At 65.8% G+C, this 14883-nt stretch carries 11 protein-coding genes and 1 tRNA gene; 9 read left to right on the forward strand and 3 right to left on the reverse strand.

The genetic code is table 11. The features are described from left to right. Position 1 precedes the first annotated feature (1 nt). On the reverse strand, positions 2 to 151 hold the full coding sequence (locus ABIB25_RS04490; protein ID WP_187091641.1) for a DUF5679 domain-containing protein: 150 nt from the start codon (positions 149 to 151) through the stop codon (positions 2 to 4). Positions 152 to 418: 267 nt separating this feature from the next. Between ABIB25_RS04490 and mgrA the strand changes: the two genes are divergently transcribed. Then, positions 419 to 1444 carry an L-glyceraldehyde 3-phosphate reductase gene (mgrA, locus tag ABIB25_RS04495; protein ID WP_354527217.1) on the forward strand — a complete coding sequence of 342 codons (1026 nt, stop codon included), beginning with the start codon at positions 419 to 421 and terminating at the stop codon, positions 1442 to 1444. Positions 1445 to 1447: 3 nt separating this feature from the next. Here the strand turns inward: mgrA and ABIB25_RS04500 are convergent, their stop codons facing one another. Next, positions 1448 to 2794 carry a zinc-dependent metalloprotease gene (locus ABIB25_RS04500; RefSeq protein WP_354527218.1) on the reverse strand — a complete coding sequence of 449 codons (1347 nt, stop codon included), beginning with the start codon at positions 2792 to 2794 and terminating at the stop codon, positions 1448 to 1450. A gap of 73 nt (positions 2795 to 2867) precedes the next feature. Here ABIB25_RS04500 and ABIB25_RS04505 point away from each other — a divergent pair, with 73 nt between their 5' ends. Beyond that, a complete protein-coding gene (locus ABIB25_RS04505; RefSeq protein WP_354527219.1) occupies positions 2868 to 3932 on the forward strand; it encodes a YlbL family protein in 1065 nt (354 codons plus the stop codon). 112 nt (positions 3933 to 4044) lie between these two features. Here ABIB25_RS04505 and ABIB25_RS04510 read toward each other — a convergent pair whose 3' ends face one another. After that, the gene (locus tag ABIB25_RS04510; RefSeq protein ID WP_354527220.1) at positions 4045 to 4662 is read right to left on the reverse strand and encodes a PPA1309 family protein; all 618 of its coding nucleotides are present in this window, start codon (positions 4660 to 4662) and stop codon (positions 4045 to 4047) included. A gap of 318 nt (positions 4663 to 4980) precedes the next feature. Here ABIB25_RS04510 and ABIB25_RS04515 point away from each other — a divergent pair, with 318 nt between their 5' ends. The 7 genes from ABIB25_RS04515 to ABIB25_RS04545 all read left to right on the forward strand — a co-directional run bounded on the left by ABIB25_RS04515 (position 4981) and on the right by ABIB25_RS04545 (position 14765). After that, positions 4981 to 7914: a UPF0182 family membrane protein gene (locus tag ABIB25_RS04515; RefSeq protein ID WP_502919746.1), complete on the forward strand. Its 2934-nt coding sequence runs from the start codon at positions 4981 to 4983 to the stop codon at positions 7912 to 7914. 75 nt (positions 7915 to 7989) lie between these two features. After that, positions 7990 to 8066: transfer RNA gene (locus tag ABIB25_RS04520), tRNA-Met, on the forward strand. A 435-nt stretch (positions 8067 to 8501) separates the two neighbouring features. Continuing rightward, positions 8502 to 8705 carry a helix-turn-helix domain-containing protein gene (locus tag ABIB25_RS04525; protein ID WP_354527222.1) on the forward strand — a complete coding sequence of 68 codons (204 nt, stop codon included), beginning with the start codon at positions 8502 to 8504 and terminating at the stop codon, positions 8703 to 8705. Then, positions 8702 to 9484 carry a hypothetical protein gene (locus ABIB25_RS04530; RefSeq protein WP_354527223.1) on the forward strand — a complete coding sequence of 261 codons (783 nt, stop codon included), beginning with the start codon at positions 8702 to 8704 and terminating at the stop codon, positions 9482 to 9484. Before ABIB25_RS04525 ends, ABIB25_RS04530 begins: the two co-directional genes overlap by 4 nt. After that, a complete protein-coding gene (locus ABIB25_RS04535; RefSeq protein WP_354527224.1) occupies positions 9481 to 10506 on the forward strand; it encodes a hypothetical protein in 1026 nt (341 codons plus the stop codon). Before ABIB25_RS04530 ends, ABIB25_RS04535 begins: the two co-directional genes overlap by 4 nt. A 181-nt stretch (positions 10507 to 10687) precedes the next feature. Continuing rightward, on the forward strand, positions 10688 to 11581 hold the full coding sequence (locus tag ABIB25_RS04540) for a DNA adenine methylase (RefSeq protein WP_354527225.1): 894 nt from the start codon (positions 10688 to 10690) through the stop codon (positions 11579 to 11581). 1705 nt (positions 11582 to 13286) lie between these two features. Further along, positions 13287 to 14765, forward strand: coding sequence for a M14 family zinc carboxypeptidase (locus ABIB25_RS04545; RefSeq protein WP_354527226.1), 1479 nt, complete (start codon positions 13287 to 13289; stop codon positions 14763 to 14765). Positions 14766 to 14883 lie beyond the last annotated feature (118 nt).

Genomic DNA, 14883 nt, shown 5'->3' on the forward strand with positions numbered 1-14883 from the left:
ATCAGGCCTTGCCGAGAATCCGGTTCATCTTGGTGCCACAGACAGGGCAGATCCCCTTGGCCATGCGACGGCCGTTGGTCTCGTGGACCTCACCGTCGAAGTCACGCTTCTCCTTGCACTTGACGCAGTAGCCGTTGTAGGTCTCGGCCATCAGCCTTGTTCCTCTCCTCAGGCCGCCGGCGGCGGGGCCGCTGGTCGGACGCAAAAGTCCGGGCGCTCGTCCCGGAACCGTGGCCAACCGTACCCGCAGGTCGGCGCTCCGCCCGGGACGGCACAGTCAGCCGGTTCGGGGTGTCGAGCGACAGACCCGCAACGCGACAGTCGGCCGGGTCCCCGGGGAAGGTCGGCGACGCTGAAAAAGACGGGCCGGGCCGGGCCTGTCCGTGACGGATGGCCGCCCGGTGGAAGGATGGGGGACATGACATACACCGCGGCGGAAGCCCGCTACGAACGCCAGCCGTACCGCCGGGTCGGGAAAAGCGGCCTGCAGCTGCCGGCCGTGTCGCTCGGCCTCTGGCAGAACTTCGGCGACACCCAGGGTTTCGACACTCAACGCGAGATCCTGCGCAGAGCATTCGATCTCGGAGTCAGCCACTTCGATCTGGCCAACAACTACGGCCCGCCATACGGCAGCGCCGAGACCAACTTCGGGCGTCACATGAGGGACGACTTCGCTCCTTACCGCGATGAACTCGTCATCTCCACCAAGGCCGGCTACGACATGTGGCCGGGCCCCTATGGCGACCGCGGCTCGCGCAAATACCTGCTGGCCTCCCTCGACCAGTCGCTCGCCCGGATGGGACTCGACTACGTCGACATCTTCTACTCGCACCGCGCCGATCCGGACACACCGCTCGAAGAAACCATGGGCGCCCTGCACACCGCCGTCGTCTCGGGCCGGGCGCTCTACGCCGGGATCTCCTCGTACTCGCCCGAGCGCACCCGTCAGGCTGCGGCGATCCTGGCCGACATGGGTACCCCGCTGCTGATCCACCAGCCGTCGTACTCGATGTTCAACCGCTGGATCGAGGGTGGCCTGCTGGACACGCTCGGCGAAACCGGCGTCGGCTGCATCGCGTTCTCCCCGCTTGCCCAGGGCATGCTGACCGACCGCTACCTGGGTGGTGTTCCGGAGGGCTCGCGCGCTTCCCGCCCGGGATCGCTGTCCCCGACACTGTTGACCGACACGGCGCTGCACCACATCAGGGCGTTGAACGACATCGCCGCCGGCCGCGGGCAGACCCTCGCCCAGATGGCGCTGGCCTGGGCGCTGCGGGACCCGCGGGTGACCTCGGTGCTGATCGGCGCGTCGTCCGTCAAGCAGCTAGAGGACAACGTCGGCGCCGTCGATGGTGCGCCGTTCACCGATGACGAACTCACCATCATCGAGCGGCACGCCGTCGAGTCCGGCATCGATCTATGGAGACCGTCGAGTTCTGTCTGACGATCAGACGTCGCGGGGCGGCTCGCCCTTCTTCACGGTCGGTCCGGCCGTGCCATCGGGGTCGTCATCCAGTTCGTCCAGTTCGCTGGTGTCGACCTCGTCGATACCGGCGAGCAGGTCGGCGAATTCCTTGTCGCGGTCGACGAATCCCTTCGGATCGTCCAGGTCCGAGCTAGAGGGCAGCAGATCAGGATGTGACCAGAGGGCGTCCCGCGCCTCGATCCCGCGCGAGTCCTCCAAGGCGCGCCAGAGGTCGGCGGCGGCACGCAGCCGGCGCGGACGCAGCTCGAGGCCGATCAGGGTGGCGAAGGTCTGCTCGGCCGGCCCGCCCGTCGCACGGCGACGGCGCAGCGTCTCCTGGAGTGCGGCGGCACCCGGAAGTCGGTCGCCGACCGCATCGGCCACGACGGTGTCGACCCAGCCCTCGACCAGGGCGAGAACGGTCTCCAGACCCGCCAGCGCGGCCTGCTGACCTTCCGTCACCTTCGGCTCGAACATGCCCTGGCCGAGCGCGGCCTCGATGCTGGCCGGGTTCGACATGTCCATGTTCGCGGCCAGGTCTTCTACCGCGGAGAAGTCGACCTGGATGGCGCCGGCGAAGTTCGCGATCAGCGTCATGACCCGTTCCTTCAGCCACGGCACGCCTGCGTAGAGGCGGTGGTGCGCTGCCTCGCGTGCGGCCAGGTAGAGCCGGACCTGGTCCTCGGGCAGGTCGAGCCCCTTGCCGAACTCGGACACGGCCAGCGGCAGCAGGGCGGCCGTTCCCTCGGGGCCCAATGGCAGCCCGATGTCGGTGGAGGTCAGCACCTCGACGGCAAGCTGGCCGAGACCCTGACCGAGCTGCGAGCCGAACGCCATGCCGCCCATCGAACCCATCATCGCCAGTAGCGGGCCGGCCTGTTCCCTGGCCTGCTCCGGCAGGTTCTCCAGCCAGGCACTCGACACCCGGTCGGCGATGGGGGAGCAGAGCTTCTCCCACATCGGCATGGTGGCCTCGATCCACTGCTTCGGCGTCCAGGCGGTGGCCGTCCTGGCACCGGTCGGGAAGGAAGTGGCGCCGTCCAGCCAGATCTCGGCCAGGGAGACGGCCTCCTTGATCTGCTTCACGTCGACCGAGGACGCCGGGTGCGAGGCGGGCACCTGCGAGGTGGCGAGCTGCTTGGCCAGGTCGTAGTTGACCGGCCCTGAGCTCGGGGTCGCGCTCGACATCATCTGTCCGAGCTGCGACAACATCGACCCGAGCTGGGACAGGTCGAAGCCGGCCGGCATACCCGGTACGCCCTCCGGCCTACCAGCACGGTCGGGATCGTCGTCACCAGTGTTGGAGAAGCCGAACGGCAAATTACTCATGTTGACCACGGTACCCAAGCAGGCAATACCGGTGTCGGCTATCGCGCTCAGCGAAACCCCTTACTCTCTGGGCATGTCCTGGTTCTCGTCGCTGTCGCTCCGGGCGCGCACCCTGATCGTCGGTTCGACGGTCAGCGTGGTGCTCATCGTGGTCGGGGCAGCCGTCCCGATCCCCTACGTCGCCCTCGGCCCCGGCGTGACGTACAACACACTGTCCGACGTCGACGGAACGGCGGTGATCAGCTTTGCCGGGACTGTGCCGGACAGCGTCAAGCAGAGCGATGGAACCGGCCACCTGAACATGACCACGGTGTCCGTGTACGACAAGCTGCCGCTCTTCGAGGCCCTTGGGATGTGGGTCTCCGGCCAGTACGCACTGGTGCCGCGCGCTGAGGTCTACCCGCCGGACAAGACCGTCGAACAGGTCAACCAGCAGAACACCAAGGACTTCTCGGACTCCCAATCGGCCGCCGAGATCGCCGCACTGAGGTACCTGAAGTATCCGAATGTCGTCTACGTCGGCACCATTGCGGCTTCCTCGCCGAGTTTCAAGGTGCTGCAGCCGCAGGACCAGATCACCGCGATCGACGGGACCGCGGTCACTGACTTCACCTCGCTGCAGACCGCACTCAAGAACACCCTGCCTGGGCAGGTCGCGACCGTCACGGTGTTGCGGGCGGACAAATCGGTGGACGCCAAGGTGACGCTGATGGCCAACCCCAGCGCGGGCAAGCAGGGATTCCTCGGCATCGGAGCCGTGGAGCGGCCGAAGGCGCCGTTCACCATCTCGATCTCGCTGTCGAACATCGGGGGCCCCTCCGCCGGCCTGATGTTCACGCTCGGCATCCTGGACAAGCTGACGCCCGGCGGGCTGACCGCCGGCCGCTACATCGCCGGCACCGGGACCATGGAGGTCGAGGACGACAAGGGCACGGTCGGCGCGATCGGCGGCATCCTGCTGAAGATGATCGCCGCGAAAGCTGCTGGTGCGTCGGTGTTCCTGGTGCCGGCGGACAACTGCGCCGAAGCCTTGACCCGCATTCCGGCCGGGCTGGAACTGGCCAAGGTCGCCACCCTCGGCGATGCCGTCACAGCGCTCAAGACGCTGGCCGCCGGCGGTACGCCACCGTCCTGCTGACCCGGCGGTCAAGAGAGCGCTCAAGACGCTGGCCGCCGGCGGTACGCCACCGTCCTGCTGACGTTCGCCCGCACCGGTCGACCCACGGACGACCGAAGTGTCCCGGCCGGCGTCAGTCCTGGAAGGTCGCCTGCAGGGCGATCAGCAGATTGGGCGCAAGGTCGGCGCCGCGCAGCGGGGTGCCGTCTTCCTTGCCGCGCACCCTCAGCAGGCACGCACCACCCTTGCTCCCTCGCAGCACGCCCGCGGCGAGCCTGGCCTCGGCGCGGTCCGGATGCGCGGCGGCCTCTTCCGCGGTGATCTCGACGTCGTTGCTCTCCCGCGAGGCGTCGTCCAACGGGACGCCGTCGACGGTCGGTAGAGAGGCCGGCGGCAGCACCACGATCTCCTGGACCAGCACGCACCCGCCCACCTCGGGCGGCCAGGAGATCTGCGACAGGGCCTCCGATAGGTCGCCGGTCGGCAGGACGTCCTGGGCGATGGGAGTGAAGGTGCCCGAATCAGCCAGCGTGGCGGCCAGCTCAGGTTGGGCGGCCAGCAGGTCAGACGTCCGGACCAGGGCGAACATCTGTGGCGGTACATCCCAGCCGGCGGTTGCAGCGAAGTCCTCGACCTCGGCCACCGCGGCCGCCAGATCAGGGTCTTCCCACCAGTACGGCGTGACGCCGGTCGGTGTGGTGGGGTTGGAGTCGGACGGATCGGTTTCGGGCGACGGCTGGTGGGGGGGCACCGTCCAATCCTCCCAGTTCTCGTCTACCCGCCGGGCGCGTCCGGGCTGTCGACCGGGTCACCATGCCCTCATGGGAGGACTCCATGGCGGGTACATCGTGCTCAACGCGTGCGCACAGGATCGATCGGCGCGACGGGGAACCAACACCGCCCGCCTACAGTTGACCCAGCGTCGACCTTGAAAGGCACATGTGAAATGCGACCGAAGCGGGTCGCAGTCCCAGCACCATGTCTTGGCAGCACCTCGAACACCCACTTCGTCTTCAACACAGATTGCATTTCGAACACCGACTGCACCACGAACGCAAGGAGTCCAGTAGTGGCCATGCGGCCCCCGATCGGCATGCCGAGCATGTCGAAGCGATCCAAACGAGTTCTGATCACCCTGGCCGTGCTCGTCGTGCTCGCCGTGTTGTGGTTCCAGTTCGTCGGCATCTTCGTCAACTGGGAGTGGTTCGGCGAGGTCGACTACCGCCAGGTCTGGACGACCGAGGTGCTCAGCCGGGTGGTGCTGTTCGTCATCGGCGCGATCGGGGGCGGTGGTGTGGTGTTCCTGTCGCTGCTGCTGGCGTTCCGATCCCGGCCGGTCTTCGTGCCGTCGGGCGAGGTCGATCCACTCAGCCCCTACCGCACCATCGTCAGCAGCCGACCGAAGACGTTCGTGCTGTCCATCTCGATCCTCGTCGGTCTGATCTGCGGGTTCTCCGCACAGGGCAACTGGCAGACGGTCCAGCTGTGGCTGCATGCGCAGAGCTTCGGGCAGACCGACCCGCAGTTCGGTCACGACGTGGGCTTCTACGTGTTCACGCTGCCTGCCCTGCAGATGATCATGGGCTGGCTGTTCGCCGTGGTGGCGCTCGCCTTCTTCGCCGTCCTGGTGACGCAGTATCTGTACGGCGGGCTGCGGTTCTCCGGGCCCGGACGTCGGATCACCTCCCAGGCCGCGCTCCAGCTGTCCTTGTTGGTCGGCGCTTTTGTGCTGGTCAAGGCCATCCAGTACTGGTTCGACCGGTACGCGCTGCTGTTCTCCAACCGCGGTGGATCGTTCACCGGTGCTTCCTACACGGATGTCAACGCGGTGCTCCCGGCGAAGATCATCCTGATGGTGATCGCGGCCATCTGCGCCGTCGGGTTCTTCGTCGGTGCGTTCCTGAGGTCGGTCAAGCTGCCGGCGGTGGCACTGGCCCTGCTGGTGCTGTCCAGCGTGCTGATCGGCGGCGTGTGGCCGCTGGTCCTCCAGCAGGTGGTGGTGAGCCCCAACGGCATCTCGAAGGAACCGCCCTACATCCAGCGGAACCTCGACGCCACCCGGACCGCCTACGACATCGGGTCGGACACGGTGACATACAAGGACTATTCCGGGCAGCTCTCGGTGCCGGCCTCGCAGGTCGTCGATGACACCGGAACGGTGCCCAATGCACGTCTGCTCGACCCCAATGTGTTGTCGCCGACCTTCACCCAGCAGCAGCAGCTGCGCAACTGGTACGGGTTCCCCGACCAGCTGGCCGTTGATCGGTACACGATCAACGGCAAGACCCAGGACTACGTCGTCGCGGCCCGCGAGCTGAACGAGGCCGGTCTGTCCGGTGATCAGACCAACTGGATCAACAAGCACATGGTCTACACGCACGGCGATGGCTTCGTCGCCGCGCCGGCCAATACCGTCGTGAACGGCGGCTACCCCGACTACACGATTTCCGACATCTCCGGTCAGGGCGACATCAAGGTCGATCAGACCCGCATCTACTACGGCCAGTTGACCACCGACTACTCGATCGTCGGAGTGGACAACGGGAGCCAGCCGCGGGAGAAGGACACCAACGACCAGCCGTACGCGTACACGGGCGCCGGCGGGGTGCACATCGGCAACCTCTTCCAGCGACTGGTGTTCGCCACCGAGTACAGCGACGCGAACTTTCTGTTCTCGTCCGAGATCAACGGCAACTCCAAGATCCTCTACAACCGTGACCCGCGGACCAGGGTGGAGAAGGTGGCGCCCTTCCTGACGACAGACACCGCACCGTACCCGGCCGTGGTGGACAAGCGCCTGGTGTGGATCGTCGACGGGTACACCACAGCGCAGAACTACCCGTACGCGCAGAACGTGTCGCTGGGTAATGCCACCAGCAACTCGCTGGACGCCCAGGGCGCCGCCGGGCAGGTCAACACCCAGGTCTCGTACATCCGCAACTCGGTGAAGGCCACCGTTGACGCCTACGACGGCACGGTCACGCTGTACTCGGTCGACGACAGCAAGCTCGATCCGGTGCTGAAGGCCTGGGAGGGAGTGTTCCCCGACCTGATCAAGCCCACCAGTGCGATCTCCACGGACCTGCGGGCACACTTCAAGTATCCGCAGGATCTCTTCGAGGTGCAGCGGTCGCTGTTGATCAACTACAACGTGCAGAAGCCGGTTGACTTCTTCAACAGCTCCGGTTTCTGGAAGGTGCCGGGTGACCCCACGTCGCCGTCCGACTCCACGCTCAAGCAGCCGCCGTACTACCTGCAGGTCAAGCTGCCAGGCGATACCCAGTCGCACTTCAACCTGACCAGCGTGCTGACCGGGTTCTCCCGAGACTTCATGGCGGCCTACATGTCGGCCTCGTCGGATCCGGAGACCTACGGGAAGATCACGGTACTGACGTTGCCGACGGCCACGCAGACGCCCGGTCCGGCTCAGGTGCAGACCCTGTTCCGGACGACGTCGCAGATCAGCAGTCTGGTGACGCTGTCGACCAACCAGTCGGGTGGGTCGCGGGTCATCTTCGGCAACCTGCTCACGCTGCCCGTGGACAGCGGTCTCCTCTATGTGGAGCCGTTCTACATCCAGGGACAGGCGTCCTCGTCCTCCTACCCGCAGCTGAGCAAGGTGCTGGTCTGGTACGACGGCAAGGTCGGTGTCGGTGACAGCCTCACGCTGGCGCTGCAGAACGCGGCGCCGGTAGCGACTCCCGCCACCGGCGGTACGGGTGGCAGCACCAGTGCCACGACACCGCCGTCCGGCTCGGTCAGCGTGACTTCGCCGACGACGCCGGGGACCCCTGCCGTTCTTCCGTCCAACGTGAACCAGGCCGTGCAGCAGATGAACACGGCCAACCAGGCGTTGGTCGCGGCCAAGGCCTCCGGCGATCTGGCCCAGATCGGTGCGGCCAGCCAGAAGCTCCAGGATGCGGTCAACAACTACCTGAAGATCGCCGGCACCGGGACCAGTGCCCCGGCGGCAACGACCGCCGTCACCTCGAGCGGTGGATGACGTGAGGTAGGAACTCTTGTGTTCCAGCCGATTTGGCTTCGGGGACACCACTTGCTACAGTGGTGTTACCGCCAACGCGGGGTGGAGCAGCTCGGTAGCTCGCTGGGCTCATAACCCAGAGGTCACAGGTTCGAATCCTGTCCCCGCTACCACGGCACCACGGGAAGCCCCCGCCGACTCAGGTCGACGGGGGCTTCTTCGTATCTCGTGGACGTTTGCTCGCGCCGCGGCGAACGTCGAACCGTCAAGAAGCCAGTAGTAGTCCGCGCCGGTGACGTCGCTGATCTGTCGAGCGATCTGAACGAGATTCCGTGGCTGGCGCCCGTCACGCTCCCAGTTCCGCCAGCTCTCGACGGGTTGGCCGCAGGCAGCGGCGGCTTCTTTGACATTTCCCCAGCCCATCGCTTGGCGCAGGAGCGCCAGCCGGGCTCCGAAGGACGTCGACTCGGGGATCCAGCCGAAGGTGGGTGCTTCCTCAGATACGGGCCTTGTCATGACAGCAACTTATCAAGTTTTGCGTCATTGCGGACGAATCGCCGCGCCAGTGGTGCTTGACATCATTCGGCTGAATTGCAAGCATGTAATGCATGACACCACTTTCGGCCTTTCTGGGCACTACTGAGGCAGCTCGGTACATCGGACTAAGTGCGGCGACCCTGCGCCGTTACTACGACGACGGCGAGATTGCTGCTGTGCAGCTCCCTTCTGGGCGGCTCAAGTTCCGGCCAGAAGACCTCGACGCACTGATGACGCCATCGAAGTCTGCGGGCCGCTCGGCAGAAGCGTCATGAGCCGAGTAGACAACAAGCATGTCGAGTCGCTGCTTCACGAAGTGGCGGTTGCTGGGTGGGAGTCGTCGTCCGGGCGTGAGCTTCTGACGGTGCATGCTCCGATGCTGGTCCGCAACGTCGCTGCCGCGTGGTCGAGGACCGCTGGTGAGTCGCTGGAGCGTGACCTGGTGTCGCGTGTGTGGGAAGTCTGGCGCGGTCTGATCATGCGCGATGAGATTGAAAATGCCGTGCAGATCGCACGTTTCGCAGTGAAGCGCTCCGCACCCCATACGGCGGCGATGGCGCAGTCGGGCATCGGCTCGGAGCGGACTCGTGGGCTTGTCGCGGCGGTGCGGGACAAGAAGGTCGGCAGGCTCTCCGAGCTTCCTGACACCTTGGTTACCAGTCACGGGGCGGCGAGCTCGGAGAGCCTGCCGAGGTGGGCGGTCCTGCTGGGCGTGCTGCTGGTGAAGGAGGGTTGGTCTTGGCCTGTCCCTGCGCTGGGCTGCATCGCTGACGTGATGTCGTCGGTGGCTGAAACTGCCCGCCGCCGGCGATCGCCGATGGCGTTCCACGACACGGGTGTCCCTGCGGAGACGTGGGGCGCTCTGGAGTTGCTGATATTCGGCGGTGGTCCCGGTGGGCTGCGGTACCGGCGACCGCCGTCTGCGGCAGCGGTATGGGGTCTTCATGGCGACAGTGGGCTGCGGTCGGACGACCAAATCTTGCGGGTCGTGCGCGCCGCTGTGGCTGGTCGCCCGACGAGGGCCGGGCGGCCGCGGCTGGCGGTGTCCGCATGACAGCGTCGGTGCCTAGCGGAAGCACGACGACGGTGCTGATTGGCGTCCAGATCACGGAGGCCGCAGGGGTGCAGGACGTGGTTGAGGGACAGGGCGTGTCACGTCGGCACAAGCCGATCACCGAGGTGGAAGCCCGGTACCTGACCGAACGGATTCGGATCGGCTTGGCGCAAGTGTGGCAGCTGCTGGAGTCCGCCTACGTCGATCGCGCGTGGGCGGCCCTGGGGTACCCGTCGTGGGACGACTACTGCGCGCGGGAGTTCGGCGAGACCCGTATCCCGATCCCCAAGGAAGAACGGGAGACGGTGGTCCGGTCCCTTCGGGAGGCTGGTCTTTCCTACCGCGCCATCGAATCTGCGACTGACATGTCGTCACGAACGATCCGGCGGTCGGCAGACTCTACTGGGGCAAATGCCCCAGTAGACCAACCGGTCGTCGGGGTGAACGGCAAGACGTATCAGCCAACATCGCCGCGGCCTGTACCTGCCGACGTTTCGGCTGACGATGTGATCGATGCCGAGATCGTTGCGGATGATGTCGACGATCTGATCGAGTGCGATACGTGCGGCGGGTCGCATCCACCGGAGGTGGCGGTGTGTCCGTACCTGGTGATTGCTGCTGAGGGATCTGGTGATACCGGTCAGGTGTATGGCCGGTCTAATTCGGTGGAATCAGGTGATCCGAATCAGGGTGCTGATGACGGGTTGGCTGGCAGCTACGACATTGGCGGCGATGACGTTTCGGACGAGAGTTTGGCGGTTCTTACGAGGTTGGGCGAGGCGGTCCAGCGGTTCACGGATTTCCGCGATGAGCTCGACGGGTTGGATTCGTTGGCGGAGGACGCCTCGGCGGCGTTGGACTATCTGTGCGCGAACAATGAGATCGCATTTCCCAGTGCCGGTATGGAAATGATGATCCGTGAGTCTGTTGCCGGTATTCGTCAGCAAATGGCGCAGCGCCTTTCGGAGGCGTTGATCCTGTGGGAAGGGATCGGCGCTCGTATCGAGGAATTCGCCTGGTAGGGACGAATTATGCCGGGGGCGCGTGCTGGTCTTCCGGTACGTCCGCCGGCGGCTATCGCGGGGAGCTGCAGAAGCGTTGCTCTGTAGGAGGTGTCGGCGGATCTCCGTGGGTTCGCCGCGCCGTGCGGGCGAGGTAGGGCGGTTGCCATAGGGGACTTTCTACGGTGAGTGGGTTAGTTCGTTGACTGTTGACGCGTCTGATGGTTCAACGTCGGATGGTGTGTTGTTACCGCCATTCGCGTATTTCGGTGGGAAAGTGCGTGTCGCGGCACAGATTGTCCGGTTGTTGCCTGATCATGAGCATTATGTGGAGCCGTTCTGCGGTGGCCTTTCGGTGCTGTTGGCGAAATCGCCCGTCCTATTCGAGACGGTCAATGACTTGGATGGCGACTTGATGTTGTTTTGGCGGATGCTCCGGGACTTCCCGGCCGACCTGGAGAGGGTGTGTGCGCTGACGCCCCATTCTCGCGGCGAGTACATGTCTGCGGCGGGACCCGGTGACGGGTGCGATGACTTGGAACGTGCCCGTCGGGTGTGGATTCGGTTGTCGCAGGGCCGAGCTGGTGGGCAGCGGGGGGCCGGGTGGCGGCACCACGTCGATCCGGGAGGGTCGACGCAGGGTATGCCGGGCCGTCTGGCCGGCTACGCGAGTCGGATCGGTGATGTCGCGGCTCGGTTGGGCAACGTGTCGTTGGAGTGCATGCCGGCTGTGGAGCTGATCGGGAAGTACGGGGCGGAGCCGAAAGCTTTGTTGTACTGCGATCCGCCGTATCTGGGTTCGACGCGGACGTCGCAGAACAACACTTACCGGACGGAGATGCGCGGCCCCGGTCAGCACCGAGTCCTAGCAGAGGCGGTGACCAGTTGCGCGGCGGCGGTTGTGGTGTCGGGTTATTCCTCGCCGTTGTATGACCGGCTGTACGCGGGCTGGTGGCGACGGGAAATCGCGTCGGCAACCGGGCAGGGGTCGGTGTGGGCGGCCCGCACCGAGGTGCTGTGGTCCAACCGCCCGTTCCGCGACGACACCGCCCAGCCTGGCCTGTTCGGCTCGGACGAGGCAGGTCCCGGCCGATGACGACGGAGTTGCACGATCGGTCGATGCCGGCGGGTGTGGTGGCTGAGGATGCCTCTCTTCGGGTGCGGTCGCGTCGCAAGCATCCGTTCGCGCAGATCCCCAAGGCGCTGTTCGAGGCGGAGGACGACGAGTCGCCGCCGATGTCCTCGCAGGCGGTCCGGTTGTGGCTGGTGTTGTCAGGCTTCACGTACCGCACCGATGAGGTGCGCGGTGATCCGACGCGGGCGGACCTGGCGGTGCGGTGCGGGTTCAAGTCGGTGCGGTCGGTGGACCGGTATCTGCGGGAGTTGTCCGACGGTGGCTGGCTGACTGTGGAGTCGCGGGTGTGGCCGCGGCATCGGGGGACCGGCGGGAAGCAACCGAACCTGTACATCCTGGAATGGGAACGCAAAGCGATTCTCGATTCCGAACCGACCGCTTCGATTGTGCCGAGCGATCCGGTAGCGGCCGTGGTGGGTGGGCGTGTTTCCGCAGGTGGGAGCAATGAGCATTCTGGTGCACGTTGGGGTGGCCCGGCGCAGGGAAACCCGGTACCGGTCGGTGTTCCCGCAGCTCAGAGCAATGAGCATTCCAGTGCACGTTGCTCTGACGGGGCTGTGGATAACCCGGAGCAATGGGCACAGGAATGCACCATCGATGAGCACCACAGTGCCCATCCAATAAGGAATAAGAAAAAAGACCAAGAGAACTACCACCACCAGCAGCGCCCGGCTGGTCCGGCGAGTGCCGCTTCGTTGCGGTCGGGCATGGGCGGCCCTGGCGGGCCGCTGGTGGTGGTGGACGATCTTGACGATAGAAAGACCCTGGCGTCGGCTTTGGCGCGGGCCGTGGCGTTGGCGTTGCCTGAGGGTCTGCGGGTGAAACTGGACCGGCGCACGGTCGGTGAGATTTGCCAGGAGCTTGCTGGTGCCGGGTGGGAGCCCGTGGCGTTGGGGCAGGTCGTCGCCGGCCGGGGCTGGGAGGGTGCGCGCTCCGGCGGCCTGGTCGTGCAGTTCCTGCGAGGACTAGGCCCACCCGAACCGGCGAAACCTGGCCGCGTGGAACGACTGCCGTGGTGCGGGCTGTGCGACAGCACTCGGACCCGGTTCGTGTCCGCGCCTGCCGGCGGTGTGATGCGTTGCCCCCGGTGCCACCCACTGGGCGGCGGCAGTGGACCGCTCCGGGAACCGACCCCGATCCTGAGTGAGGATTCCCCGGCCCGGCAGGAGTTCCGCCGATTCATGGCAGAGATGGCGGAGCGCACCCGAGGCAAACGAACCGCCGGAGGTGCCCGATGAACGACTGGATGTGTCGTTGCTGGCCATGGCGTCGAGCCCCGATGGTGTTTCGAACTCCCGCGTTGCGGACCGTGCCGAGCGTCGGCGGCGGATGGTTCACGCAGGACAGTCCGGTGCCTGCCACAGATCTCGCATTGACCCGTTCGCAGTGTCGCAAGCACCGCCATTCAGGGGTAGATGATCTCGGTCGGCCTAGCTCGCTGTACGTTGTTCGCAGTTTGAGCTGGTATCCGCGACTGCGGGTATCAGCGGAATCGCCGGCCGTTGCCGGGTTGCAGGTTCCGGTCCACGAGAGAGGCAGATGGCCAGTGCAACTGACTTCGAGTTTTCGCCGCAAGTCTGGTGCAGTAGCCAGCACCCACGACACACGCAATGAGGCGGTGGGTCGGCATCGCTGCGGCAACGGCGGTCAGGGTCGCAAGGGGGGCGTGACTGCCGGGTTGGCGTCTCTGGTCCTGCTGCTCGGTGCGTTCGTCGCCTCTCCGGTCGCCTCCGCGTCGACACCGATCAAGGCGGCAGCTCTGACAGCCAGCTCCACGATGTCGGGCGTTCGTCAGGTGAAGACGATCGGATACTCCCGGCAGCATCGGGCGATCGTGGCGTACGAGCTGGGTAACCCTGCCGCGCCGACGAAGGACCTGGTGTTGGGCAGTATGCATGGGTTTTACGAGGAGGCCGGTGAGCAGGTGGTTGCCGGGATCAAAGGTTTGGCGATCCCGAACGACCTGGATCTGTGGGTGATCTCGACGATCAATCCTGATGGGGATGTGTTGGGGCAGCATGCGAATGCTGCGAATGTGGATTTGAACCGGAACTGGCCGAATTTGTGGCAGTACAACGCGGGGAACCCGGGCAGTGCGCTGGACAATCACGCATCGGGACCGTATGCGTTGTCGGAGCCGGAAACCCAGGCGATGTACAACTTCCTGCGGTGGCTCAAGCCGGCCCGGGTCGTGTCGATGCATCAGCCGCTGGACGGGGTGGACACCACCGACGGTGGCGGTCTTGCCCAGGGACGGGCGTTCCGGGATGCGCTGGCGGCGAACCTGGGTTTGCCGGAGGTCCCTTTCACCTGTTTCGGGGGCTGCCACGGGTCAATGACCGGTTGGCTGACCAACTACACGTCCTCGGTGGCGATCACGGTGGAGTTCAACTGGTCGCCGAGCTCGTCGTACCTGACCGGGCAAGCCGCCCGGGGCATTGTGGCGGCGTTGGGGGTCGGGGTGAAGCCGTGGGCTCCGCCGGCCCCGAAGCCGCGGCTGCTGGTGATCGGCGGAGTGAACCGGCCAACCGGTGTTTGGTCGACCGGGATCACCGTGACCGGTTGGAGTGCTGATCCTGCGCATGTGGGCTGGTCGAACACGGTGACGTTGTGGGTAGGTGGTCACCAGGTGACGGTCACTGCGAACGGACCCAGCGCAGCGGTTGACCGGATCCGTCACTTGCTGGGCGGCCACAGCTTCTCGGTGCGGATTCCGGCGAAGGCGGGCCGGTATGCGGTGTGTGTGGCCGCGCACGCCGCTCACGGGTCGACCAGCATCGCCCGTTTCCTGGGTGCCTGCCAGAGCGTGACTGTGCCGCAGCGACCAGCGATGCACGGCCACGTCGACATCGGCTCCGGTGTGAAGGGCGGGATCCGCGTTGCCGGGTGGGTCGTTGATCCGCTGCATCTGCTGTACGGGGAGTACGCGCAGATCAAGGTCAACGGGCACCCGGTGGCAACGGTCCGGACCACGGTGAACCGGCCCGATGTGAACCGCCTGTTCAAAACGTCCGGGACGCACGGCTTCGACGTCCTGGTCAAGGAGCCGCCCGGCCGTTACACGTTGACGGTGACCGCCCTGGCCACCGCCACCGCCAGTCAATCCGCCGTGCTGAACACCCGTGTGGTCACGGTGCCCAACTGATAGCCGTGTTCCCCTTTGCGGGCCACCTGGCCCGGCAAAGGGATCGTTGAACAGCCACATCTCCGCCGAGTGTCGGTCGATGTCGAGCGAAGGAAAGTCAATTGAGCAGCGGGTTTCC

It is taken from the genome of Nakamurella sp. UYEF19, assembly GCF_040546275.1.
Lineage (GTDB): Bacteria > Actinomycetota > Actinomycetes > Mycobacteriales > Nakamurellaceae > Nakamurella.

Bases quoted from the DNA above. Each gene is read 5' to 3' on its own strand.
- ABIB25_RS04490 (WP_187091641.1), bottom strand. From the start codon at position 151: ATGGCCGAGACCTACAACGGCTACTGCGTCAAGTGCAAGGAGAAGCGT.
- mgrA (WP_354527217.1), top strand. From the start codon at position 419: ATGACATACACCGCGGCGGAAGCCCGCTACGAACGCCAGCCGTACCGC.
- ABIB25_RS04500 (WP_354527218.1), bottom strand. From the start codon at position 2,794: ATGAGTAATTTGCCGTTCGGCTTCTCCAACACTGGTGACGACGATCCC.
- ABIB25_RS04505 (WP_354527219.1), top strand. From the start codon at position 2,868: ATGTCCTGGTTCTCGTCGCTGTCGCTCCGGGCGCGCACCCTGATCGTC.
- ABIB25_RS04525 (WP_354527222.1), top strand. From the start codon at position 8,502: ATGACACCACTTTCGGCCTTTCTGGGCACTACTGAGGCAGCTCGGTAC.
- ABIB25_RS04530 (WP_354527223.1), top strand. From the start codon at position 8,702: ATGAGCCGAGTAGACAACAAGCATGTCGAGTCGCTGCTTCACGAAGTG.
- ABIB25_RS04535 (WP_354527224.1), top strand. From the start codon at position 9,481: ATGACAGCGTCGGTGCCTAGCGGAAGCACGACGACGGTGCTGATTGGC.